Origin of the sequence: Arachidicoccus rhizosphaerae (assembly GCF_900107765.1) — a bacterium.
Classification (GTDB): Bacteria; Bacteroidota; Bacteroidia; order Chitinophagales; family Chitinophagaceae; genus Arachidicoccus; species Arachidicoccus rhizosphaerae.
Window position 1 is genome coordinate 1 of record NZ_FNQY01000034.1, and the last position, 24,305, is coordinate 24,305.

Consider the following 24,305-nt stretch of genomic DNA (forward strand, 5'->3'; position numbering starts at 1 on the left):
GTAAGCGTTCGGCTAGAACCGTCATTGCCTTTATGAGTAGCTAGATTAGATTTGCCGGCTAATTATTGGAATATGATCTCTTATTCAAATACTTGCCGCTACTACGTTTATCAAGACGCCTGCAATATGCGATACAGCTTCGATCGGCTCGGTGGCATTGTGAATGCCCATATGGAGGGAAATTTATTGTCGGGAGATATTTTTATATTTATCAACAAACGAAAAAATCAGTGTAAGTTGCTTCGGTGGTCAGAGGATGGCTTTGAGATTTTCCACAAACGCCTCGTAAAAGGTACATTTGCCGTACCGCCTAATGGACAGATAGAAGCATACGAGTTGCAATTAATGATCAGTGGTGTGGTGTTGGAACGCTATAGAAAAAAGAAGCGTTTTTCAATAAAAAATGTGGTATAATATTTTGATTAGATAATTTATATTACATATATTTGCAATATGAGTAAGGACCTCATAAATATTGTTCATGCGCTGATCAAAAGAGTAGATGAGCTGACCGCAGAAGTAAAGACGCTGCGGGCAGAGAATGCTGCTTTGCTGGACGAGAACAAAGGTCTTAAGCTTAAGGTAGAAGAACAGAAAAGAATTATTGACGAGCAGAACAGGGTGATCTATGGTTCCAAAACGGAACGGTTCATTCCTTTAGCCAACGCTGCTGGCCAGGTGCCTATTTTGTTTGCCTTAGAGGAGATTGGTAATATTGAAGTAAAAGGGGTGACGACTGTTGGTGAAAAGCAAAAGCCCGCACCTGTAAAGAAAATGTATGTCCGCCCTGGCCGCAACCCATTCCCGGCTCATTTAGAAAGAAATACCATTACGCAAGAGCCACAGATGGATCTGACCGGTTATGTTCAAATCGGCCAGGACGTAACAGAGCGGCTGGATTATCAACCCTCCAAACTGACCGTTAACAGGTATGTTTATCCAAAGTATATCCAGATAGACGAACAGACACGTGTACGTCATATTGTACAGGCAGAATCGGTGCAGGGACCCATTGAGAAAGGTATTCCTGAAGCAGGCCTGCTGGCAGCTATTGCTGTAGACAAGTTTCTGTATCATATGCCCATAGACAGGCAGTTGAAGCGCTTTGCTTATCTGGGCGTCGAACTGGCTGCCGGAACTGTCAACGGCTGGATGGACAGTATCCATGTAATGCTTGCGCCACTGATGGATGCACTGAAAACAGAAGTTTTATCCGGTCCAGTCCTTCAGGCGGATGAGAGCCATATACGGGTACTGGATAGCGACAAAAAAGGTAAAACACACCGCGGCTGGATGTGGGTCTACCGACACCCTCAGAAGCGTCTGGTACTGTTTGATTACCGGCGAGGCCGGGATAAATCGGGGCCGATAGAGATGCTGGAGGATTATCGGGGATTTTTGCAGGTAGATGGTTACACCTGTTATGAGGATGCGCGTGTAGGCGGCAGGGAAGATATTACCCTGGTGCATTGTCACGCCCATTCAAGAAGGTACTTCGAAAAAGCGTTACCATATGACCCGGTGAGGGCTAATCATTATATGACAGAGATCCAGAAGGTCTATCATATTGAGCGGGAGATCAAAGAACAGCAGTTAAATGATAAACAAATTGTGGAAGTGCGGGAGACCAGGGCTCTGCCTATCCTTAAAGAACTGAAACAATGGCTGATAGCCAATGCTTCGCAGGTGTTGCCGGACTCACCTATCGGTAAAGCTATACATTATGCATTGAGCCGTTGGGATAAGTTATTGACCTATACTCATTATACATTTATCCCCATAGATAATAATGGAATCGAATCCCTCATAAGAAGTTTAGCCTTAGGTCGCAAGAACTACCTGTTCGCCGGATCGCATCATGGCGCTGAACGGATCGCTTTGATGTATTCGCTAATGGCATGCTGTAAGGAATACAGCGTAGATCCCTATGAATATCTAAAGGATGTCATCAGTCGTATCAGTACACATAAACAGAAAAATATCAAAGAGCTTTTGCCGCATCACTGGAGCAGAGCTGATAAATCTGCAATCAGACAGTCTCCGGAGCACACGGCTATAAAATATGCATGAGCGCAGCTATAACTGTCGCATCATACACATGGATCACGGCTTTTCCCGGTAAATCAATACTCGCCAATAGGTGCCCGTTTTGAGAGATATCCTTAATACGAACGGGAATAAATCCGGCAGATACACTATCTGATTTACTCTTGTTTAATTTATTGCGCCAGTAGTAATAAAACGTTTCAGTGATTCCCTTTTCTGCGCAGAAATTCTTGACTCGCTGCCCATCAGGCTTGCTGTTGATTAACGCCATAACTTCTTCCCGATTTACCTTTGTCATAATTATCAATTTTAGATGGCAAAAGTAAATCCCGGGTATTTAATGACAATGACGGTTCTCGCCGAACGCTTACTTTAGCGCAGCAAATATTAAATATAAGACACCGGAAACAATGGTGCTTACCGCACCATTAAAACCTGTCAACGGTCAAATTAAAATCCAGGTATTACTGGACAAATCATCCCTGGAAGTTTTTGGTAATGACGGAGAGCGGGTAATTACGACAATGTTATACCCGGACGACAAAGAAACCGGTCTATCTGTATTTGCTGAGGGAAAGGCCAAATTTGAGAAGTTAAGGATCTGGAATTTAGAAAACAGGAGGAAATAAATTATACAATACGTCTACCATGAAGCACGTCAGCCGCATCACCATATTGACTTTAGGGGTCATGACCCTGTTAACCTCAGTGTATGCACAACATACAAAACTGCCTCCATTTAGAATGGAGCAGGTGAATGGTAAGGTGTTTAAGGCAGAGGAGCTGCCTTATGGCAAACCGATTGTATTAGTATATTTTCTCCCAGACTGTGATCATTGCCAGAAGCTCACTGAAGAAATTATCCAGCACATCCATGCATTTGATAAGGCCTCTATGGCAATGATCACTTATTACCCGGTAACTGCTGTGGGAAATTTTGCCAGAAAGTATGGGCTGAATAAATATAGCAATTTTTATCTCGGCACCGAACTCGAAAGGTTTTTCTTAAAAAACTATTATCAACTTACCAGCCTGCCTTTTATGGCGCTTTATAACAAAAACGGCGACCTGCAAAAGGCCTATTACTCTGAAAAAGGGTTTGGCGATTTGGTTCAGAGACTGAAGGGGTTATAGTGAATTTCATTATTATTATTAAACAAAAGGAGACCTAAATTTAAATACAATAAATATGAACAGTATGTTGTTTAGGATTTCCATGTTAATAAATTACTCAGTTGTAAAAGTTATATCTCTACTCGAATCTCTCTTTTCAACAAACTCATACCGCAGCGTATTTGCTAGCCCTTCGGCAAGAGTATAAGGAGGTACAAAACCCAAAGTCATCAAAGCTGACGCATCAAACTGTGTCGTCGCACAAAATTTCTTGACCCGCACGCTACTTATATTAAATTTCTTACCAGACAATTTAGCCAAAAAATCAAAGCCAAATCCACCCAACATTCCAATCGCGTAGGGCACTTTGGTAGTAGGAATATTTCTTTCCAAAACGGTACCAATATGGGTTACCAGTTCATTCATTGTAAAATCAGGCTTGTCAACATAATTAAAAACATTATACCCATGCGACAGCTTCTCAATAAAAAATCGCAAGAACGTCACAATATTCCCAATATAGGCCATAGACTTTTTATTATCGCCGTTGCCGACCATCATAAATTTACCGGAACTTATTTGCCGAAGCAAATTGAAAACATTTCCTCTATTACGTTCACCAAAAATAACCGTAGGTCGTACAATATTCACATTCCGACTTCCATCCTTTGCATACCATTTTTGCAGGACTTCCTCAGCTTGATATTTTGTTTTACCATATTCATTAAATGGATCAACAGGATTCAATTCACTAGGATTTTCCTTATTTAATCCATAAACTGCGACAGAACTTGTAAATATAATTCTTTTTATACCATTTGTATCCATGGAATTAAGTACATTTCGCATTCCTTGAACGTTAACATCATAATATAAAGTTTTAGGAGTCACATCATCTCTATGTTCGGCAGCTAAAAGAACAACTAAATCTTGACCAGCTAATAACTCATCCAACTTGTTCTGATCCAAAACATTTGCGAGAGTCGTAATCTCAGGATAGAAATGACTCGGTTGCTTATCTATATTTATTACCTCAGAATGGCCATGTTCCTTGAGCTCATTAATAAGCCGTGTCCCAACAAAACCAGATCCACCAATGATTGCTATTTTCATTTCGATTTTAATATTTTTAATTCACAATTAAACTGTTCTATTTGATTCTGAAAATTCAACTGACTATTTGCCATCTTCATACAATTTTCCAGTAATTTCCCATAAGCTTCGTCATTTAGCTCTTTTAATTTAATTATATTATTTGATAATTGTTCAAAATTACCCGGATCAGAAGTAAATCCAACCTCATTTTCACTAATAATTTGAGCACCCTCTCCTCCTCCGCAAAATAGAACCGGCACACTTAAGGCAATTAATTCATAAATTTTCGAAGGGACAGCTCCATAAATTCTACTAGCCAAAGGTACAATCGAAGCGTGAAATCTCGGCAACACCTTATGCAACTCTGACTTTCTAAGACTCCCATGAAAAAATATATTGCTGTCCTTATTCGTCATCAAATACTCTTTAATGAGTGCCTCTTCATTGCCTCCTCCATAAATGTGAAACTCTACTCCTAACGTCTTAAAATCTACATTTTTACAAATTTGATAAACTCCTTGTGCAACACCTAGCAACCCGGCATAAATAATCTTTTTTACACCTTCGAATTTAAAAGTATTCTTGGAGTCATTTTCCTCATTGGGCCCTATATTACGATATAAAAATACTGATTTATTACATCTCGAGCTAACATGTGTCAGTATCTCATTAGACTGTCCCATTATCAAATCAGAATGAAGATAATTATAATTTTCTATTTTCTCCAATAAGCTAAACATTTTACCCTCTTGCATCACACCTAACTCCAATGCTGATAAAGGCCACAAATCTGAAACATTCAACACCTTCTTACATCCTTTGAAAAATCTAGACAAAACCAAAGCCGAAAAAGATACAAATAATGGTGAATGCTGAATAATAACAACATCTGGTTTCTTTTTCCGAAACCTAAAAAGACCAACCCAAAAAGATGCCGCAAACGAAACCATTCCTAAGGCTCTTTGAACAGGCTTCTTGGATATTGTGGCATAAATCCAATAACGATTTACTATAATTCCTTGTATCTTCTCTATTCGACTAAACTTTCTCTTGTAGTCATCAAAAATCTCACCTTCAGGGTAATTGGGTAGAGGTGCAACAATTTCCACATCATGACCAAGCATTTTTAAACCATTTGCAAGATAAAATATGCGATTTGATGCAGCACCCATTTCAGGAGGAAAATAATTCGTAAAAATTAGTAATTTCATCTTTTTAATTCTATCTTCGTGAGTAGTTCTTTTTTGAATATGACTTCTGCTTTAATAGCTTTCTCAAATAGATTATAGCCAATTGGACAATCAATCTCAATTAAAGCTATTCCTAAATTTTCACTAAATTCAATTTTAAGATTATCAAAATAAAGAACATCATTTATTTTTAAAATTCGCGTGCCTATTTCATGACTAAAAATGAGATTAACCCTAGCTTCAGATTCTTTACTTGACTCCACAATATCGTGAATCAATATTAAGTTTTCAGAAAATTCCCAAGCCCTTTTATGTTTTATTCCTTTAAATAAATATCCGTTATGATAAGCAGATAGATGAGCTATTCCCGGTGTCAAATATTCCTCCACATCACAGGCTATAGCCCTTCTTCCTACGCGAAAAGCACCATAAACTTCACTCGAATTAATCCCATCCACCACAACGGTATTATGCATATGAGTTGAACGCTCCAATAGCCTTTGCCTACCCTTTATATAAGTAGAAATACCCGGGTCAATTAAAAACGGCCTACCGGCAACGTTTAATACAAAAGACAATGTGTCTGCATGAGCATGACCAGGCTGATAGGATGCGCCAATTTGCCCAACATCTACCCTACATTCATAATTTACTGTATTATAAACTCGATAACCAGATTCTCTTAATTGAAAATCGGCCCTCAGAATAATACCCAGTTTTGCACTATAATCCAACAACCAATCTGTCGAAAAAGAAATACCGCTAGTGCTATCATTAAAATATGGGATTTCCCCGTTTACAAATGATATTTGCTTAAGCCAAGATACCATTCTTTCGGCCTTGTCCCTTAAATAATATTCAAAAACCTCATCCCCGTCTGGCCATTCCTTATACCAATCTATTAATTCTAGTAAACGAAACAGAATGATTTGGTGATACATAGGACTTAGTTCGAAATGCCCTCCATCTGGTAAGATTTGTTCTTCCAACTGGGCTTTCAATAGGCGAGTCGCTTTATTAATCCACTTTATTTCTCCAAAAAAAGCGCCTCCCATTAATAGCGCAAAAAGATTCTCTAATAAATGATTTGCCAACAAATGATATTCCAATCTATTGCTCAGAAAATCCAATTCGGCATGCAGATAACGAAGAAGATTATCATTGAATATGCTAGGTTCTCTGTTTATCAAACGAATTACATTAATAGAACGTAAAGACGCAGGATACGACTCCAGTTCTAGCTGGCCGTCATCTAAAAGAAAATATAGATCGGAAAGCCAACTCTCCTTTTTTGATTTCGAAATATCTTCCTGAAAGACAAAATGGCAATACTGCAAATTATAATTCCATAATTTTCCGAATTCATCAAAACCCCATTCAATCGATTTATCAAACTTCTTTTCAAGATTTAAAAATACAAAATGATTTCTATCTGCATCTAAAACGGTTTTATAAACAGGGGGTTGAACACTAAAATCCAAGAGTGTTATCCGGCTTTCGTCATATTTCCCATTGTAAGCAGATAGGTCCTTAGCTTTACTCAACCGATAAATAATCTGATATTGTATCTGTTTGAATTTTAAAAATCTAAGCGTCCGTAGCACACGTGCAACTATGTGAACTTTATTAAGCATCTATTCCATAAATTTTGAGAATGCAATCTTTAATGCGTTCAGCAGCATTCCCATCCCATAAGGGAATACTTTTCGATTGCTTCCAATTGCCCGAAAATAGCTTTTCCATTGTAGGTCTTATAGAATGAGGATCAGCCCCTATCAACTCATTAGTTCCCAACGATATAGTCTCTGGCCTTTCTGTGTTATCTCGCAACGTCATGCATGGAATATTCATAATAGAGGTCTCTTCAGTAATTCCGCCGGAATCTGTAATGACAGCTTTGGAATTTTCAACCAAAAAATTAAACTCTAAATATCCGAGAGGCTCAATTAAATGTAGCCGATTATGTTTAACTCCCAACTTGTTTAGAATTTTTGCAGTTCTTGGATGGACAGGAAAAACTAAAGGCAAAGGGGTACTTGACTCAAGCAACTCATCAATATAATATTTTAGCTTAGTCTCTTCGTCTACATTAGATGGACGATGAAGAGTCATAACCAAATATTCTTTTTCTTTCAACTTCAGTTGTTCCCAAACAGCCGGCCTTCTAAATCTTGACCGATTTTTCAACAATGTATCAATCATCACATTTCCAACATAAAAGATCCTCTCATCTGGAATACCCATTGACCTCAAATTAATATTCGCCACATCAGACGTTGTAAAAAAATAATCAGTAATAGCGTCGGTAACAATTCGATTTATTTCTTCTGGCATTAACATATCACCAGACCGAATCCCAGCTTCCACATGTGCAACTTTTATCGCCATTTTCTTGGCAACAATTGAACAAGCCATAGTTGATGTAACATCCCCGACGACAAGGACAAGATCTGCTGGATTGGCTGCTAACTCATTCTCAAACGCCATCATAATATGAGCCGTTTGTTCCGCTTGGGTTCCGCCACCACAATTTAAATTAACATTCGGCTGGGGTATACCCAATTCATCAAAAAAACTATCACTCATATTCTTATCATAATGTTGACCTGTATGAACTAAGCGATAGTCAATAATTTCTTCATGGATATTATGATTATTAATCGCCTCTATAATTGGCGCAATTTTCATAAAATTGGGGCGTGCTGCAGCAACTAATGTTATTTTCATTCTTTAATTAATTTTAAAATTTTCTTGTATAATTCTATTATGGCAACTGCTCCATTCTCCGTTTCATGAGTGCAATAATTTCCCGTCAGTTCTCTATTGTCTAATACATAGGTTAAACTTACAATATCATTATCGACAAGAATAGTGCCCGATGGCCTTGAAACAACATTTGTTGCAATAACTGGCCTCCCCCAATACAGGCTCTCTTTAACAGATAACGAATCCCCATCTGTAGTTGTAAAACGAATTACACAATCGACAGTTTTGATAACTGAATTAAAATCATGTGGAATAGTGATAAATAGTATATTTTCAGGAACAATAGCTCCATTTTTTACACAAAAATTAAAATAATTGCCTGATGGATCAGAAATAATCAATCCTTCTTTAGGCCGTTCCTTAAATAAATTAATCAAAGCTGAAATTTGATAAATTTCATTCCCTTCATTATCAAAATTAATATTAGAAGCGTTAGTGGCATATACGCAACCCAAGCTTTTCTTTAATAATTGTATGCTTCGAAGCAGATCATCACCCAATTCGACTGTTTCAATAGCCGGAATAAATGCACTAATTAGCACAGTATTTCGATTAAACCTCATCGAAAGCTCATAGCTACTATCATTAAGGACAATCGGAACTGTCGAAAGACTTATCGCAATTAAATCCAACAAATTTTTGGCTTTCCCAAATCGCCCTATATTTCCATGAATAGTTAAAAGCAACTTCTTATTTAAGCAAAAAAAGCAAAATAACGCAATCAGAAATCTAAATACAGGACTAGAGGAATGTAAATGTATTATTTTAGAGTTCCATATTTTTTTTAACAATATAACCTTGTTTACCTTTCTAAAATCTACAAACTCAAATGGAATAGCAAAGGTGTCCAAATGTTCACACAACCTTTTGACGTGAATAGTAACCCCTCCAATAGGAGGAGGAACTGTACCCAAAACCAAAATATCTTGTTTAGGCCTCATTATTCTAATAAGCTTACTTTAACTTTCTCCCAATCCGACAGAGATTCCTTATTGCTCTTCAAATCTGACGCTAATTTCATTGCGCTACTGCTGCCATACTTTTTCTCATATAATTTTAAAAAACCATATTCACATTTCGAATAAGATAGAGCTTCCCATCTTATACTAGAATAAAGATTATTCCCTTGTCTATAGACTAGAGAATAGTCCTTAACTTTATTCAGTACTGGCAATTGCCAAGTACCAATATCATTTTGAGGAGAAAGCATTTTTTCTACATTTTGACTTGTAAAGGCACTGCTTACGTCGCCATAATTCCAAACTCCGATTCCCGTAGCCCCATCAATATATGCCTGCCAACCACATTGCAAATATTTTTGAGGGCGAATATCGCGGCTTTGTGCTTTAATGTCATATAACCATAATTGAGACTGCTTCCCTAAATGCTTTTTAACAGCAGCGACCGTAGCAGACTTAATATTTGATTGTACAACTTTGGTATAATAGGCAATAAATGCTGAATTGGGATCTACAATGGTCGAGTAAAAAGACAGCCCAACATTATTTTTATTACAAAATTCCCACAAACGAACAAAATATTCAGCTTGGGCCGGGGTCGGCTCATCGTAAGGATATAATAGAACCTTTGAGAGGGGTATTCCTTTTTCTTTGAAAACATCTTTAATAGTTGAACACCAATTTAAAAATCTTGTTTGCCACGCTGAACTAAACAAGAATGGTGGCTTAACTAAAGTATTATAATTCAAAAAAAGTAAGTAATAATCAAACTTGTTAGCGTCTTTAATATATGTTTTTAGTATAGCCCCATCTGGTTTCAATGAAGAAGGAGAAGGCATACCTGCTGGAGGTATAACAAGAACATTAGCATTATGATTTTGTAAATCGTAAATCACGGTCTGTCTAATACCTTTCAAAAGTGGATAATTAAAATAGGACCAAACGTTTAAATTTAACTTATAATTTCCTAGAGAAGCAACTTTTATTTTTTTGGTTAAGGCAATACTTTTAACGCCGCCAATAGTAATGTTGGTAATGAGATCTGCAGCTCCGCTTTGTAATCCTGTAATTTTAAGTAAAAAATATTTTGATCCATTTTTATTCAGTATAATTGGGTTTCCGGAAAATGGGATCATTACATCTAATACAGACTGAAAACCAAAATCTTTCATTACGGGGAGCTCGTAAACTTTAACACTTGCAATTTTAGAAACACACATTACCCCATTGATTACCAACGTGCCGGAAGATTTATTTAAGATCTTGATTATCCTATAATTATCGCTGCCCAGTGGCACAGGTATTATTTCATCCGATGGGACTTCCGTTAATTGATTAACGCCGTTATTCCAAGCATTATAACAAAAGGTCTTTATACCGCTTCCTTGAGAATAACAGGAAGTAAGACATATTAGAATGCCTATTATAATAGAAACGCATTTTGACTTCATATAAATACCTTTTAATATATCTTCAAAATTAGTTAAAAAATTAACATGTTGATCAACTCCTGAAGCTGGCGTTAGTTAGAAGTTCCTTGTAAAGTTGGAGATAATTATCAGCACAATGTTCAATTGAAAAATATTGACGGAAAACTTGAATAGCCTTTTCCTGTAAATATCTTTTCCTATCCGCTGGTATTTGGAACGCGGCCTTTAAAGCTTGATAATAATCCTCTTCATTAACACCTTTTGCCAATAAAGTACCATCCAATAAAGTTATCATCTCCGGAACACCTCCGACTGGTGTGCAAACTGGTATTAATCCTACACCAAAAGACTCTATCAATGAAATAGGCATCCCCTCATATATTGAAGATAAACAAAAGAAATCCGCCAAAAACAAAAAATCAACCGCATTTTTACGCTCCCCTAATAAGTGAATATTTCCACTTACTTCAGAAATTGCCAACAGTTCATTTTCAATCGAAAGACTTTCTTGTGTCGACCTTTTTCCACCAATAATCAATAATATTGCGTCGGCTTTATCATTTTTAATCAATTTCTCGAATGCCCGCACAAGCATTAGTTGATTTTTTTGTTTCACCAGCCTTCCTATATTCACGAAAACCTTCGTAGAATGACCCTTTTTAGCAGCTTCAACTAATGAAATATAGTCTTCCCTAATATCTTCCCTTTTTAGAATCTCGCTTCCATTAAATATTTGCTTATAAGGCAAATCACCATATGCAGACACAAAACTATTGGAACTCTCCTGAGAAATTGTAACCGCCATGCGCTTTCTTCCTCGAAAAAATATTTTTCTTGCAAATCTTATTACTCTACTTGGACATTCAATAAATGCATCATTGTGGACAGTATGGATTAGGGCCATTTTAGGCATTGCAAAGATTATTGGCATCAAATAATTCAATGACCGCAAATGGCAATGAATTATATCAGGTCTAATTGTGTTAATGCACCTATATAATTTGCCAAAAATACTCAAATCGAATGATTCTTTTTTATTTAAAGACATCGTCTTCACTTTTGAATCAATCTTCTCTTTAAAAAAGTCATCATCTCCCAAGTCATAAAGTGTCACTAGATGCACTTCATGATTTCTAACTAATTCATTACATAAATCTACCACAAACCGCTCAGCCCCGCCACCAGCCAAATTTGGTATAATTTGTAAAACTTTCACAAAATTTATATTTAATCTTTATCCAAAGTTTCCCACAAAAAAATTTTGCGAGACACTACAACTAACGTTAACCGATTTTAAGAGCCAAATAAATTAATATTAATAAAAAATAGCTGGCAATTCCGAATACAATTTCTTTATATCTTATAAGCTTTTTATCAATACTAATATAAGCCATAAAAATAATTGGATATACCGCCATCAACCGTCTCGGATTTGTTTGACCAGTAGAAACCAAAACTAAATACAATAAAGAAACCAAAATCGCCCATTTATAGCGACTAAAAAACAATTTATTAACTTTAAGATTCATGCAAATTCGAAGCCAAACTACAAACCAAAACAACCCAGCTATAACACGTGGTAAATAAAGAAGGTTTTCCAAAACGGATAACTTATCATTGAAATACGCCCAAAATGGAAATGGATCTAATTGCCCGAAAATTGTTTTTGCAATATAATTAAAGGGTATCGGCAACTTATTTAGTTGCACACCCAGCGAACCTGCGGTGGAAAGTTCGATAGCTCTATTTTGATAAATATCAGCGGTTTCAGACGCAGTCTGTATAATTGAACTTAATCCTCCTAAAGTATAAATCCCCACAATCGAAAAAATAATGCCTATCAATATAAATAGAGGACGGTATTTCCCTGTAGACTTCATCATCCACGCGCCTATAAAAGAAAGAAAAAATAAGCCATTCTCGACCCTAATAAAATAAGCCAATACACCTAGTATCACTAAATATAAATAACAACTGATATTATATTTCTCATTTGTAATTAAATATAGCCCTATACAGAATATTAACGCAATATGAACATCCCGCATGAAACTAATAGAATAAAATACAATGGCAGTAAAAAAAGAATACACCATTGCAGACTTAAAAGCAATTTTTCTACTGCCAGTGACATTGCATCCCATTAAATATACAATGCCTGAAATTATACTAGATAGAAATGCTACGACAATTTTTTGAAACAGAAGGCTGTAATATATATCCATATCAATGGCCTTCTGAATAGTTCCAATAATGGCATAAAAAAGAGGAGTATCAGAGTATTTAAATGCACCAAAGGACTGTTTCCATATGCTAGAATAGGAACGATGAGCTAAACCATCAGCAAGTCGTATGAACTTTGCTTCGTCTGAATCTACATAAAAATCACGAAAGCAATCCTGCACGAAAACCGCTTGAGTAAAGATAGCATAAACTACATATATAATAAAAACAGTTATAACAAGTCTTGTAAACCTAACCCTCATTTCTTTATTTATAAAAAAACTTATTAAAAAAATTAGGGAAGGAAACAGGAGCGACGAAAATAAAAATACAAAACTATTGGAAACTAAAGTTAAGAATATACATATTAATCCAAATACACAACATGAAAATATTGTGTATCTCAAATCTAAATTATAACTTTTATGTGAAAATTGATTTTTATATTTTGACATTCAATAAACCTCTGTTACTTCGAAAGAACAAATTGCCTTAAAACTATTAACCTTAAATTAATGAAATCATTACCAGTCAATACCTAGAACAATACATACAATAATTCTATAAATTTAAAATCACTTATGTTTATACACCCACGGGCTGCATTTAAATAAAAAATAACCAATTAGATACTTTTCTCCAACAGCTGAATAGAGCCGAATTACAACCTACCATCAACTAACTCCCTCGCCAAAATAGCCTTCGTATCAAAAATGACTGCCCCTTTTTCTTTATATCTTCTAAAATCAAATCTTTGGAAGCTACTATGACCAACGGCTACAATTATGGAATTATAATTAACACCTTCATCAATTTTTTCTAATATATTAATGCCATATTCACGCTTTACCTCCGAATTATCGGCCCAGGGGTCATAAATATCAACATCCGAGCCAAATTCTAACAACTCCTTATACATATCAACAACCTTGGTATTCCGAATATCTGGGCAATTTTCCTTAAAAGTAATACCTAAAATTAAAATACGTGATTTTTTTATAGAGAGCCCTTTATGAATCATTAATTTAATTACTTTATTAGCTACAAATGGCGCAACCATGTCATTAACGCGGCGGCCAGATAAGATAACCTGAGGATGATAACCTAACATAGTTGCTTTATGTGCTAAATAATAGGGATCCACACTAATACAATGCCCACCTACGAAACCAGGTTTGTACTTTAAAAAATTATACTTCGTACCAGCTGCATCCAAAACATCATTAGTATCAATTCCGATCCTATCAAAAATTAACGCCAACTCATTTACAAACGAGATATTAACATCTCGTTGGGCATTTTCAATAGCCTTACCAGCCTCTGCAACTTTCATACTAGGCGCCAAATGTGTTCCAGCCTTTATAATCGTTTTATATAATTCATCAATTTGAAGGGCTACTTCCGGAGTCGAACCTGATGTTATTTTCATTGTATTCGTGAGTGTATGTATCTTATCACCAGGATTAATCCTTTCAGGAGAATAACCGCAATAGAAATCCTTATTAAACGACAATCCCGATATCTTTTCCAAAACAGGTACACATTCTTCTTCAGTACATCCTGGATATACCGTCGACTCATAAATCACCCAGTCACCCTTTTTTAGCACGCTCCCCAGCATTTCAGAAGCTTTTAGTAAAGGATTCAAGTCTGGTGAATTATATTTATCTATAGGTGTTGGAACAGTGACAATGAATATATTAGCATTGTTAAGATCATTCAGGTCGTTCGAACAAACCAACCCCCTTTCAAAATTAGTTTTTTTCGCTAATGTCAAGACTTCATTTAACCTATCTAAATCTGCTTCTTGAGTTTTATCTACCCCTTCGTTCAATTCCTTCACTCTACACTTATCAATATCGAAGCCAAACACCGGAAAATATCTAGAAAACTCAATCGCTAAGGGTAACCCTACATACCCGAGTCCAATAATTGCAATTTTTTTATTCTCTAATAACATCATATTATTGTATTTAATCTGTTTGTGTTTTTATATCCCCCTTTCCTACCCGCCTAAAAATTAAAGATTTAGGGCAAAATTACCCAATTATATCAAAGAAAAGCAAGGCGATTAAAGTGAATTCGTTAAAAATCGCATCTTTTAAAAACTGAAAGAAAATAACGTATAAATATATAATATATAATACTATGTAAATAAATAAAAACCGAGTTCTTTCGTCTATAAATGCTATCTCCTTAACCAAAACACAAAGCCCCATAATTATCAAATTGATAGTTTGTTGACGCCAATTTGCTCGTATAGACTATAAATAGTATGTAATTTGTCCGACAAGTTTATATCATATATATAAAATAATGTCACATTGGGAAAGTCTTTTATATTTAAAAGAACGGAACTGCCAAAACTATATATTTCAAATTTTGTGGTGGGATTTTCATGAATTGTTGCCATTAGATACTCCTCAAAAATTAATCGCGACTCAATCACCGGTATCTTGGTCGGCATTACCCGTTCAAATGGATGTGGATAATAAAAGTCTATATTTAATTGAGCAATTTTCTTTTCAACATTTCTTACATCATAATCTTTTCTGACAACAAATAGCGGCTGGCCAACAAAAATACGGATAATTGTATCTGCGTCGAACTTCGCCGCACCTCCGTTTTGCCTAACGCGAGAATAATCAAATAAGGATATATAAAATGTATTTTCAATGATATTTTTCAATCCATTATAAATCGTAAAATGGCATTTTGACATATCTTTTATCGTGGACATCTTATACCCAATCTTAAAAATTTTCCTTAACAGCTTTCTAGGTAGAGGATTAAACTCGGGTCTGTAATAAATACTGTTATCCGCAATGTTTGCCATTCCGTCATCGTATGTATATAAAACATTAAATTTTATTTTCCCTAATATATAATGAATGTAGATATTATCGATACTTGCAACGTAACAACTCTTAAATTTTCCAAGCTTTTCTATCCACAACTTATATTTAATTGTTAACAAATTTAGTAACGCCTCTGGCCGATGATTAGTACGTGGAAGAAAAAAAATAGAAGTACCATATTTAGCTAAACGTTCTGAATAATATTTCCCTTTATCAGAAGATTGCGAAAACAAAATTACAACTAAAAAATCATCCTTTGACTTTTCAATTATACTACAAGCAATTACCATTTGCATAATTGTATAACATATAATTATGCTCTTTGCGTTATTGTTGTTCTTCATTGTTTTTTATTACTGTCTTAAATTTAAACCACGCCATAGGGTAGACTTTATTACTATACCAGGCAACACAAACAAAATTTAAGCCACTAACAATTACTGTTGAGTAGGCTCCGCCAATCGGCCCCAAATCTTTTATTAAAAAATAGCTCAGCAATACTTGAACCAAAGAACACGAGAAAGTGATGATAGCCAACGACTTCGTTTTTTTTACGAAGAAGATATAATTCACCGCAAACAAATACAATCCTTGAAAAAATTGTGCAACAATCGCCCACAATATAAATGGCTTGGCACCACGATAGGAAACAGAATAAAAGCGATTTAATACAAAAATTGAAATAAGATAAAATATCGCAGAACCAATAACTAAAAGGCCGACTCCAATATAGGTGACCTTTTTAAGGCCATTTTCATTTTGCTTTAATTGATGCTCATCTGTTACACTCAGCTTTTTATAAAGATATGGGACAAAAGCGTTATTAAAAGCCATCATAACAAACGAAACAAGAATACCAAATTGAAATCCTGTAGCATAAAGTCCGGTATCAGCAACTGAATAAAAATTGCTAATATAGATCCTGTCGATAGCAGAACGAACCCACATACTTAAAGAATGAGGAATCAAAGGCAAACCAAAAGACAGTATTGCAAGTCTTATCTTCTTATCAAATTGCGGAACAAAATATCCTCGCCTCCAAAGCAAGAAAAGACTTAAGAAACCGAATAGAATCGTCGCAATTAAAGTTCCATCAACACTTCCTTTCCACCCTAAACCAACCGCTATAACCAAAAGTAATGAAACAGACGTATTGACAATTGTCAAAGCAATTTTATACCCACCAAATTTAAATGGCTTCTCCTCTAATCTCCAAATTGTCAAATTCACGGTCGACATCGTATTAGCAAATGTCATAAAAATTGCTAAATAAACATACTCAATAGGCACTTGAAGTCCGTCATAAATTCGATCTCTAAACAAAGAACAAAAAACAGCGAGTATGGCGGTGCTTAAAATAACTAAAGATATACCATTAAAAAGAAATTTCGCCAGATCCTCTTTTGAGATCTTATAATAGTGGACGCTAATAACTCCATCGATACTTAATGCCGCTAAAATATTTAATATCCCAACTAATATATTAAAATTCGTCACAATTCCGTAATCCTTGGGTGTCAAATAATAACTTAGTATAGGTAATACGAAAAAAGGGACGGCTTTATTTATCGCATCAGAGACCGTATAAATTAAAGTCGATTTAAATAAGGAACTCTTTAAAAACTTATTTATCATTAAATATTAACAATTAGGACTTATTTGTAATTAAGAATTCCGCAAATTTAAAATCCATTAAAGTGTCAATATCTATTGAGCGATTATTATCCATAATATAAGCGTATGAATTCTCTGTATAATACGCGTCTTTATTTATTAACTCTTTACGGATAACATATATAGCACCATTTGGATAATATGTCATTTTTTCATCTTGACGATTTCTAATCTTATTTGGCTCAAAAATATCAATCAGTTTTCCGTTATCTGCAATATATCTATGCCAGACTATGGGATGTTGTTCAGGGCAATAGCTGACCACAGAATCCGCATTTTTATCGACAAACATGGAAATCGCCTGGTCTATATCATCTGAGGTTCGTAGAGGACTCGTAGGTTGAAGTACCACAAAGGAATCTATCTGCCCCCCTCCTTCTTCCTCTAGCCTTTTCAACGTATATTTAAATACATCAACAGCTTTCGCAGAGTCAGATGCAAGTTCAACTGGGCGCATAAAAGGTACTTCCGCCCCATACTCACGTGCAACTGTGGCAATGCCCAAATCGTCGGTGCTCACAATTACTCTGGTCACCATATCGGCGTTAAGAGCTGCCTCAATAGTGTAAGCTATAAGTGGCTTTCCTTTTAATAATTTAATATTTTTGCCTGGTAGCCCTTTAGAACCTCCACGAGCAGGAATAATGGCTAACATGATCTTACAATTTTAAATGTTTAATATCTTCCTGCGCTTTTCTATAATCTTCTGGTTTACCAATATCTAACCAATAGCCATTAATCGGAAAGGTAATGAGAGTTCTCTTCATTTCGAGAACCTTTTCCATTAAGTCTGTAACATCATAAAGTTGATCATTAGGAATCATTCTTAATAATTCCTTCTTTAATAAATAGATTCCCGCATTAGAAAAATATGTGTAACGGGGTTTTTCTTTTAGCGATTTTACTATCTGATTATCATCAGTCTCCAAAACCGCATAAGGAACATCAAGAGAATAAGTTGTTGCGGCAACTGCCATGTCTGCCCCAGCGTCTTTGAATGCCCTATAAAACTCTACAAAATCAATATTGGTTAATAAATCACTGTTCATTATCAGTAATTCATCATATTCATAATCCTGAGTTAATAATAGAGATCCGATAGTGCCTAACGGTTTTTCTTCACGCAAATACCGAATTCTTAAATTCCGATCTGCCCCGTCCTTAAAGTAAGCTTCAAGTTGCTGACCTAAATAATTTATACTTAGAAATAGGTTTTTTATTCCTACTTTCGATAGCCGATCAACATTATATTCAATGATTGGTTTATCTCCAACCTTTAAGAGAGGCTTGGGAGTTTTCTCGGTTAAAGGGCGTAAACGGGCCCCCCTTCCACCTGCCATAATTACAGCATCAACTGGTAAAATCGTACTTCGAATATTAAAATTCAATATATCAATAACAACCTTATCCTTATTTAAAATTGGAATTATTTTAAAATTTTCCTTTCTAAAAGCTTCCAATAAATCTAAGTCATGCTCATTCTCATATATAAATTTGGGATCTGATTGCACAAATTTAAGAAGCTCGTCCTCAAAACCTAGCCCTTTAATAAACCCTCGACGCAAATCTCCGTCTGTTAAGGAGCCGATCAACCTATTATTTTCGTCAACGACAATCAAAATTGCATCCGCAGCTAAAGTATCTAGTTGCTGCAAAGCTGCTCTAACTTCCGAATTATATCTAATCAAATGTCTATTTGTCAAACTCATATTATGTCATAAAATTTTTTAGTCAAACATTTATCAAAAGAAAAATTTCTTAACACTTCCATAATACGATCTGTTGTATTTCCTTCTCCATACGGATTTGTAATATTTTCAAGCCTATTTTTAAACTCGGCTGTTTGTGTTAACTTAATTGCACTTGATATCTCTGCGGCATTAACTTTAGTATTTAAAACACTCTCGGCCTGAATTCTGCCTTTCTGCCGGTCACCAACATTAATCGTCGCAGTATGCAAGGAGGGAGCTTCGATGATTCCACTTGAACTATTTCCAACAACCGCATCTACAACTTTTATTAAGGACAAAAACTTCAATGTTCCCAATGAGGTAAATGCAATAGACATATTGGCGTATTCTAAAGTGAATTCATCTATCATTTTATTAATTATTCGTCCATTACTATCCGCGTTTGCTTTTGTGAAGACAAAAAAACTATCTTTTTGCTCCTTAATAGCATTAAGCAAAATTTGAAATTGTTCTCCAGTTGAATCATTATCCATAGTCGCCGGATGAAATGTGACTTGGTAATTAAATTTTAGAAATTTTACATTCAATGACTTTTCTAACTCATCTCGAGTCAACAAGTTCAATTCTCTAATATTATCGATTCCAATGGCTCCTACATTAAATACAGTGTCCGGCTGCTCCCCCATCTGTATTATCCTATTTTTATACGTCTCTGTAGAAACAAAATGCAAATGACTCATCTTTGAAATCGAATGTCTTATAGCGTCATCATATGCCCCTTCGGTTATTTCCCCACCATGTATATGAGCAATAGGGATCTTCAGAATTAATGCAGAGCTAGCTACAGATAACATTTCATAGCGATCACCTAATACAACTATCAAATCAGGAGAAAGTTCAGTAAATGCGTCCGAATAACCAATCATCCCAACAGCCATAGATTTAATTATTGCTGATGGAGTATCACCAGAAAGCAGCATTTCCACCTTTTTATTTATTTGAAACCCATCCGCTTCAATTGCTTTATAGGTCAAGCCAAATTCAGGAGACAAATGGGCGCCAGTCACAACAACTTGTAGTAGCCATTGCCTTTCCGCTTGGATAGCTTTCATTAAAGGTCTCAATAACCCATATTCTGCTCTAGTTCCCGTGATAACACAAATTTTCATTTACAATTCAATTAATTCATCCTCTTCAAAATTTCTTTTTGCTTTTTTCCCTAATACGCTGTCCCACTTCATGGGGGACAAACCAGTTCCTGGTCTTTTTATAGTAACATTATTCTCCGAAAAAATCTCTCCTTCTCTTATTAAATACTTCGCCACAATACTTTTACGGGCTACATCTTTATTTCTTGCCTCAGAATAGGACGGAACTTTAGCACCATTTCCAGAGATTGCTTTTTCTATATTTCGGATGGAAGCGACCATGGTTTTAAGTTCGTTAGGCTCTAAAGAAGCCTTGTGATCTGGCCCTGGTAGGTTTCGGTCTAACGTAAAATGTTTTTCAATAACTACAGCTCCTAAAGCAACCGCAGCAATTGGCACCTCAATTCCCATTGTATGGTCCGAATAACCTATTGGGGTTTGCATCTCTGCTTGAATTGACAACATCGCCTTTAGATTAACGTCGATCATCGGTGTCGGATATTCGGTGTTGCAATGTAAAATTGTTATGTCGTTTTTCTCAACACCATTTTTTAAGAACACATCGACGGCTTCGCCTATTTCACCCATGTCTGCCATCCCTGTAGAAAGTATCACCTTTTTAAACAGTTGCGCGGCCAGCCGCAGATAGGGTAAATTTGTAATTTCTCCAGAAGGAATTTTCACCAAGTTTAATCCTATCTCCTTAAGGTAACACAAAGAATCTAAATCAAAAGCTGTGGCAAAAAATTGAATGTCTTTTTTATCACAATAATTCCGCAACTTGCTAAAATCGGAATGCGAAAGTTCAAGTCTTTGTAACATCTCCAATTGACTCTCAATATTATTCCCTGTATTCCTATTTTGATAATTTGCCTTTTTAGCAAATTTAGAGACCAGTTTTTTCGAATCAAATAATTGAAACTTTACATAATCAACTTGCGCATCGGCAGCAGCATCAACCAGTTGGAACGCCTTGTTTAAATCACCGTTATGGTTAACTCCAGCCTCTGCTATAATTATCGTTTTTTGCATTATCTATTATTTTTTTTTGCTGGCACACCAACCCAAGTTTCTCCATTTCCGGTTGAAGTAACCACAGTGCTGCCTGCACCAATAATAACTTGATTTCCTATAGCAATTTGATTCGAAATTATTCCATTGCTACCAATAAAGGTCTCATTTCCGATTGTACTATCTCCATTTACAATCGCTAAAGTGGAGATGTGAGAATGATCACCAATCCTAGCATTATGTTCAATTAAACAACCTGTATTCAAAATACAATTCACCCCTATATTTGCTCCAGCATTTATAAGTGCCCTATGCATGACAATAGTTCCTTCACTTAAAGTTGCATAACTTGACAAGTAGGCCAAAGGAGAAACAACGGTCGCCATTTTTGCCTCAAATTTCTTCAGGTGTAAATAAATCCTTTTCCTAACTGCAGCGGATTGAATTTGCCCCACAGTAATTAAAAATGAACACCCCTTTTTACAAAATCCTAAAATATCATTATCATCCCCAATAATCTCATAATCTAAAACTTTTTGACCAATTTTATGCCGCTCGTCTAAAATCCCCCAAATTTTATACTTTCCCTCCTGTTCGATTACATCAATACAAGATTGACAATGCCCCCCGCCTCCAATGAGAATTAAATTTTTGCTTATATTTGAGAGAATGGTCATCTGCTTAGCTTCTCCTTATATTCGCACACTACTTGGAATATTTACAATTCTATCTGATAACCAAATACTATTTTCCAAACCATCAGTCAAACAATCACTAAACATTGGCATTGTGTTCATCAAATCCCAAATTGGCCGTGTCATGACACCGCGATCATTCGAAACCTTTAAAAAATCTTCTTGCGCGCTTCTATCATGAAAACAAATAGCATTAAGCCAATAATTAGACTTTGCATGTTTTATTTCGCTAACAAATTGAACGTCCGCATTTTTAAAAAAATTACGATAGCTTAGAGCCAACTCTCTTTTATTTTCAATAAACCCATCTAGTTCCTCCAATTGTGCACATACCAAAGCCGCATTAAGATTGGGCATTCGATAATTATAGCCAACAGCATCATGTCTAAAACGCCAAGGGTGCGGAACTTTAGCTTGTGTAGTCAAATGCTTTAGTTCTTTGGCCACATACTCATCGTCAGTTATAAGGGCTCCCCCTCCGCCACAAGTTATTGTTTTATTTCCGTTAAAGCTAAACGTTCCAACTTTGCCGTATGTACCAGTATGTTTTCCCTTAAAAAAACTTCCGATCGACTCCGCGGCATCCTCAATCAAGACTATATTCCAGGCATTACATATATTCAAAATTTCGTCAATTCTCAACGGCAGCCCAAATGTATGCATAGGCACACAAGCCTTAATTCGCTTTCCAGAAATCTTATTATAAGTAAAGCCATCAGCCCTTTGTTCAGCATAGGCCTCTAGGAATGACTTTAATGATTCAGGAGACATTCCCATTGTATCCTTATCAACATCTATAAAAACAGGCCTGGCTCCAATATAAGAAATGGCATTCCCCGTTGCAATAAATGTAATTGCCTGTGTTAATACCTCGTCATTTTGCACAACTCCACTCACTAATAACGCAATGTGTAAAGCACTCGTACCATTAACACATGCAATTGCATATTTTGCGCCACAATAATTCGCTAAATCCGCCTCAAATTTGTTTACAAAAGCTCCCACGGAAGAGACATAAGTAGAATCAATAGTTTCTAATAAATATTTCTTCTCCTTTCCATTGAAGGTGGGAGTATGTAACGGGATAAACTCCTGTGTTTTAAAGATATCTCTTATAAAATCTATAATACATTCTACATCCATAATTACATTTTTGAGTCTAAATATTTACCTGTTTCTAAATGATTAAAATTGGGAATCATTTCATTAAACAAATCAACAATCTCGCTTTTTTCCCACCGTCCCTGACTTTTCATCCTATGAATCGTGGTTTCAAAACTCAGCAATTTGCCTTCATCAATATTTAATTCATTTTTGATAACGCCTAAATTATTAAAACGATCAAAATCAATTGTTTCATTTTCTGTAAAAAACTCTTCAAAATCTTTCTCTCCAGTGGTATCACTTGGGGTGAACAGACAAGGCCATTTATTTTTCTTAGCCAATACCTGAACCAAACCTCTCGCTTCGCTTTCATCTTCACAGATATGAGGCTCATAACCTAATTGTGCCAAAAATTTTACGGCAATATCAGAAAAGCTAACGAGATTTAACTTTTGGCTTAGTTTTGGAAAAAAGATATCTCGATTTTCTCCAAATATAGCAGACATCAAACAAAGTTCACCAGCCTCTTTAGAGACAACAAAATATCGACGAACATCATTAGGGGCAACAATCGGCTGGCGCTTTTGGATACGTTGATTAAATCCATATAACAAAGAACCATCTGAAAACGCAACGTTAGCAAAACGTGCTGTAGAAATGGAAATATCAAGACTTCTACGCATTAAAAACATTTCCATGATTCTCTTCGACGCCCCCATCATATTAACGGGATTTGCTGCCTTATCTGTGGATACACAAAAGTATTTTTTACTTTTTTTAATGATAGACTGGCGAATTGTTTTATCCGTATTAAATACATTTACGTCTATCATACGCATTAACGTATATGGATCCTTTTCACTCCTTACGTGTTTTAATGCAGACAGGTTTAGCACGTAATCATAATCTCCATCATTCTCAATGAATCTATTATAAATATCTGAACCGATATCAAGGGCATAAGTTTTAAAATCTCCACTAATATATCCAAAGGAACTTCTAATATCCCGAACCAGTTCAACCAAATTATTTTCACTTATATCAACTACATGTAATTTGAGCGGGTTCCTTTTGAAGATTTCCTTTGTCGTTGCCTGTCCAATTGTACCAGCGCCACCAAGCACCAAAAAACGAGACGACGAAATTATCTCCCTCAATGCCCTTTCGTGCTTTGATATATCATCAACGAACAATTCCCTGTCACGACCAATTATAGATAAAGTATCCATTTATTAATATTTTCCTATCTTTTAATATCACCAATCCGTCAAGAATATTTGCTTAAAAGCAACTCTTCAAAAA

General features: G+C 35.7%; 23 protein-coding genes. 4 read left to right on the forward strand and 19 right to left on the reverse strand.

The features are described 5' to 3' along the window. Positions 1-72 precede the first annotated feature (72 nt). Both tnpB and tnpC read left to right on the forward strand, forming a co-directional pair. Positions 73-414, forward strand: a complete 342-nt coding sequence (gene tnpB / locus BLU80_RS17990) for an IS66 family insertion sequence element accessory protein TnpB (protein WP_091395903.1) — start codon at positions 73-75, stop codon at positions 412-414. 39 nt (positions 415-453) lie between these two features. Further along, positions 454-2,070 carry an IS66 family transposase gene (gene tnpC, locus BLU80_RS17995; RefSeq protein WP_091395900.1) on the forward strand — a complete coding sequence of 539 codons (1,617 nt, stop codon included), beginning with the start codon at positions 454-456 and terminating at the stop codon, positions 2,068-2,070. Here tnpC and tnpA read toward each other — a convergent pair. Continuing rightward, positions 2,054-2,344: an IS66 family insertion sequence element accessory protein TnpA gene (gene tnpA, locus BLU80_RS18000; RefSeq protein ID WP_091395897.1), complete on the reverse strand. Its 291-nt coding sequence runs from the start codon at positions 2,342-2,344 to the stop codon at positions 2,054-2,056. The two genes, tnpC and tnpA, sit on opposite strands and share 17 nt — an antisense overlap. A 112-nt stretch (positions 2,345-2,456) precedes the next feature. Between tnpA and BLU80_RS18005 the strand changes: the two genes are divergently transcribed. Next, entirely contained in the window at positions 2,457-2,675 is a 219-nt protein-coding gene (locus BLU80_RS18005) for a glycoside hydrolase family 32 C-terminal domain-containing protein (protein ID WP_091401188.1), read from the forward strand. Between the two features lie 19 nt (positions 2,676-2,694). After that, complete coding sequence (locus BLU80_RS18010) at positions 2,695-3,180, forward strand: redoxin domain-containing protein (protein ID WP_091401189.1); 486 nt, start codon at positions 2,695-2,697, stop codon at positions 3,178-3,180. A gap of 93 nt (positions 3,181-3,273) precedes the next feature. On the opposite strand, the gene BLU80_RS18015 is transcribed toward BLU80_RS18010, so the two are convergent. From BLU80_RS18015 to BLU80_RS18105, 18 genes are all read right to left on the reverse strand, one after another. Then, positions 3,274-4,272, reverse strand: coding sequence for an NAD-dependent epimerase/dehydratase family protein (locus BLU80_RS18015; protein WP_091401191.1), 999 nt, complete (start codon positions 4,270-4,272; stop codon positions 3,274-3,276). Continuing rightward, on the reverse strand, positions 4,269-5,465 hold the full coding sequence (locus BLU80_RS18020) for a glycosyltransferase family 4 protein (protein ID WP_091401192.1): 1,197 nt from the start codon (positions 5,463-5,465) through the stop codon (positions 4,269-4,271). Before BLU80_RS18020 ends, BLU80_RS18015 begins: the two co-directional genes overlap by 4 nt. Then, entirely contained in the window at positions 5,462-7,078 is a 1,617-nt protein-coding gene (locus BLU80_RS18025) for an alginate lyase family protein (protein WP_091401194.1), read from the reverse strand. The genes BLU80_RS18020 and BLU80_RS18025 overlap by 4 nt, the downstream gene beginning before the upstream one ends. Beyond that, positions 7,071-8,171: a non-hydrolyzing UDP-N-acetylglucosamine 2-epimerase gene (gene wecB / locus BLU80_RS18030; RefSeq protein WP_091401195.1), complete on the reverse strand. Its 1,101-nt coding sequence runs from the start codon at positions 8,169-8,171 to the stop codon at positions 7,071-7,073. Before wecB ends, BLU80_RS18025 begins: the two co-directional genes overlap by 8 nt. Further along, entirely contained in the window at positions 8,168-9,151 is a 984-nt protein-coding gene (locus BLU80_RS18035; RefSeq protein ID WP_091401197.1) for a glycosyltransferase, read from the reverse strand. The genes wecB and BLU80_RS18035 overlap by 4 nt, the downstream gene beginning before the upstream one ends. Then, a complete protein-coding gene (locus BLU80_RS18040; protein ID WP_091401199.1) occupies positions 9,151-10,620 on the reverse strand; it encodes a hypothetical protein in 1,470 nt (489 codons plus the stop codon). Before BLU80_RS18040 ends, BLU80_RS18035 begins: the two co-directional genes overlap by 1 nt. A gap of 52 nt (positions 10,621-10,672) precedes the next feature. Then, on the reverse strand, positions 10,673-11,815 hold the full coding sequence (locus tag BLU80_RS18045; RefSeq protein ID WP_091401201.1) for a glycosyltransferase family 4 protein: 1,143 nt from the start codon (positions 11,813-11,815) through the stop codon (positions 10,673-10,675). A 67-nt stretch (positions 11,816-11,882) separates the two neighbouring features. Continuing rightward, positions 11,883-13,085 (reverse strand): hypothetical protein, encoded by a 1,203-nt coding sequence (locus BLU80_RS18050; RefSeq protein ID WP_091401203.1) that lies wholly within the window; start codon positions 13,083-13,085, stop codon positions 11,883-11,885. Between the two features lie 398 nt (positions 13,086-13,483). Further along, positions 13,484-14,785: a nucleotide sugar dehydrogenase gene (locus tag BLU80_RS18055; protein ID WP_170831287.1), complete on the reverse strand. Its 1,302-nt coding sequence runs from the start codon at positions 14,783-14,785 to the stop codon at positions 13,484-13,486. Positions 14,786-15,046: 261 nt separating this feature from the next. Then, the gene (locus BLU80_RS18065) at positions 15,047-15,976 is read right to left on the reverse strand and encodes a glycosyltransferase family 52 (protein ID WP_170831288.1); all 930 of its coding nucleotides are present in this window, start codon (positions 15,974-15,976) and stop codon (positions 15,047-15,049) included. A gap of 31 nt (positions 15,977-16,007) precedes the next feature. Then, a complete protein-coding gene (locus BLU80_RS18070) occupies positions 16,008-17,315 on the reverse strand; it encodes a lipopolysaccharide biosynthesis protein (protein ID WP_091401208.1) in 1,308 nt (435 codons plus the stop codon). Between the two features lie 13 nt (positions 17,316-17,328). Further along, positions 17,329-18,009 carry an acylneuraminate cytidylyltransferase family protein gene (locus BLU80_RS18075; RefSeq protein ID WP_091401210.1) on the reverse strand — a complete coding sequence of 227 codons (681 nt, stop codon included), beginning with the start codon at positions 18,007-18,009 and terminating at the stop codon, positions 17,329-17,331. A 4-nt stretch (positions 18,010-18,013) separates the two neighbouring features. Next, positions 18,014-19,063 (reverse strand): nucleotidyltransferase family protein, encoded by a 1,050-nt coding sequence (locus tag BLU80_RS18080; RefSeq protein ID WP_091401212.1) that lies wholly within the window; start codon positions 19,061-19,063, stop codon positions 18,014-18,016. Continuing rightward, positions 19,060-20,214, reverse strand: a complete 1,155-nt coding sequence (neuC, locus tag BLU80_RS18085; protein WP_091401214.1) for a UDP-N-acetylglucosamine 2-epimerase — start codon at positions 20,212-20,214, stop codon at positions 19,060-19,062. Before neuC ends, BLU80_RS18080 begins: the two co-directional genes overlap by 4 nt. Next, positions 20,215-21,225, reverse strand: coding sequence for an N-acetylneuraminate synthase (neuB, locus tag BLU80_RS18090; protein WP_091401215.1), 1,011 nt, complete (start codon positions 21,223-21,225; stop codon positions 20,215-20,217). Then, complete coding sequence (locus BLU80_RS18095; RefSeq protein ID WP_091401217.1) at positions 21,225-21,881, reverse strand: acetyltransferase; 657 nt, start codon at positions 21,879-21,881, stop codon at positions 21,225-21,227. Before BLU80_RS18095 ends, neuB begins: the two co-directional genes overlap by 1 nt. A gap of 15 nt (positions 21,882-21,896) precedes the next feature. Then, the gene (locus tag BLU80_RS18100) at positions 21,897-23,042 is read right to left on the reverse strand and encodes a LegC family aminotransferase (protein ID WP_091401219.1); all 1,146 of its coding nucleotides are present in this window, start codon (positions 23,040-23,042) and stop codon (positions 21,897-21,899) included. 2 nt (positions 23,043-23,044) lie between these two features. Further along, a complete protein-coding gene (locus BLU80_RS18105) occupies positions 23,045-24,232 on the reverse strand; it encodes a UDP-N-acetylglucosamine 4,6-dehydratase (protein WP_091401221.1) in 1,188 nt (395 codons plus the stop codon). Positions 24,233-24,305: the final 73 nt, after the last annotated feature.